2 protein-coding genes are annotated in these 1,974 nt (G+C 49.1%); one reads left to right on the top strand and one right to left on the bottom strand.

What is annotated here, in order from left to right; translation table 11 throughout:
* Positions 1 to 33: 33 nt before the first annotated feature.
* Positions 34 to 477 (top strand): RpiB/LacA/LacB family sugar-phosphate isomerase, encoded by a 444-nt coding sequence (locus tag ACTHS3_RS12055; protein WP_070608710.1) that lies wholly within the window; start codon positions 34 to 36, stop codon positions 475 to 477.
* A gap of 32 nt (positions 478 to 509) precedes the next feature.
* Here the strand turns inward: ACTHS3_RS12055 and ACTHS3_RS12050 are convergent.
* On the bottom strand, positions 510 to 1,974 hold a 1,465-nt coding region (locus tag ACTHS3_RS12050), incomplete at its 5' end, for an RNA ligase (protein WP_440368043.1).

The following is a 1,974-nucleotide window of genomic DNA, read 5'->3' as shown; positions in this document are numbered from 1 at the left end:
AGTAATGTTTATTGTGTGCTTCAAGGAGTTTTTATGCGTTTGGTTATTGCCGCGCCGGCCAACGGCGCAATATTGAAGGACGCGCTCAAAGCGCATTTGCAAAACGACCCGCGCGTCAGCAGCTTGGTCGATTTATCCTCACCCGAAAGAAGCTATCCGCAACTCTCGTTTGCCGCGGCCGAAGAAGTCGCGGCAGGACATGCCGACCGTGCGCTGTTGATTTGCGGCACCGGTGTGGGCACGGCAATCGCCGCTAATAAGGTGCGCGGCATACGGGCGGCAACGGCGCATGATTTACTCACCCTCCGCGGCTCGGTGGAAAACTATGATGCGCAGGTTTTATGTATGGGGCAAAACGTCATTGCCGCTCCGGCCGCTTGGGCATTGGTCAATATCTGGTTGGACTTGCGCCACAACACAAGCAGCGGTTATGCGCCTAAGGTTGGCGAAATCGAAGCGTATGAGCGCGGAAAATAAATACGCGTTGCTCCATATATTTTCAAACGGCCTTACAACTGTCTCAAAAACGCCTGAATAAACGCGATTTTATCTAATTCCGACATAGCATTGAATGCTTCCTGATACTCGTGGATGTAATCGATTAAAGGATAAAATTCTTCATCAACATGGCGTTTGTCCAGTTTGCGGCCGATATTGCCCTCGTTGCTTCGTCCTAAAAACTTGGAAATCAGGTAATACGGCGATTTGAGTTTGAACAGCATTTCGCCGTTTTGGGCATCAAATACCATAAAGCCTTCGTGTTCCACATTTTTCAGACGGCCTTTCAGCTCGCCGAACGTGATGTTTTTCAGCGTTTCAGGACGGCGAACTCCGTATTGTTTGCCGATTTCGTCCAATTCCGCTTCAGTAAACTGACGGCCGGTCGCCACGTCGATGCAGCCGATTAGGGTTTCACCCAATTCTTCGCGGATGATGTGTACGTCTTTCGCATCTGTGATTTCGAACAAAAAAGTATGGTTCGGATATGCACGGAACAATGTTTCGTATTGTGCGCAATGTGCGGCGGTCATGTCGGCAAACGCGCTATCAAGCGAACCTGTAGTCGAATACAGCACTTTGCCGTCAAACGCTGCGCCGTGAGACGGATGGCCGTCTGAAAGCGAGACGAAAGTGCAGCAACCGAGGAAGCCGTTTACTTTCACCACCGCGTCCACCAGTCTCTCGTCACCGATTCTGATCGGATAGCGGCTGCCTTTGGCAATACGTTCCGAATAGTTGAATACTTTTTTAAACGGACGCACGATAATTCGATTATGCGCATCGATAATCAAACCGCGCATTTCCAGCAAAGCATCATCAAAGCGGTTGTTATAGAACACGCTGCGTGCGTATTTCAACACGCGCAATTCAGGATAACGCTTGGATGCTTTGCCGGTAAAGTTGCGGCTGCCGTGTTGCAGATAGTGATCGGTCACAAAGGTTTGCTGCGCCTCATCAAACACCAGCGGCTTATGCTCGATAGCCTGCATCTGTTTGATTTTTTCTAACTGCTCCGCATTTGCCGGTTGCACGGCCTCGATATGGATTTCGTTTGCCACACGGTTTTGGTTCAACTTGATATACGCCGCCAACACGTCATGCTCTTTTACGCCGTGTAGGTTGGGATAGAAATTGTGCAATCGGTAGATCTCTGTTTCAAAACCGCTTTTCTCCGCCTGATCCAATAAATGACGGCAACGCGAAGCTTTTTGGTTGGTATTGGAATGAATGATCAAAATATTTCGATTCGGATTTTGGCGTCCAAGCCTCAAAGTTTCAGTCATCAAGGCATTGCCGCGTTTCTGCGCCTTATCCACTGCTTCGCCCGACCAACGATATTCACCGTATTCATCGGTAATGAACAAATCATTTTCAATACGGACAACTTCCGCATCCGGATACTGCGCTTTAAATTCGGCGGCTTTTTGTTCGGCAAAAGTCGATTTTCCCGAACCCTGATGACCGCGTATTAAG

The organism is Neisseria sp. P0009.S007, assembly GCF_051962515.1.
The sequence above is the reverse complement of the archived record's forward strand: the minus strand, read 5'-3'. Positions and strand labels throughout refer to the sequence as shown.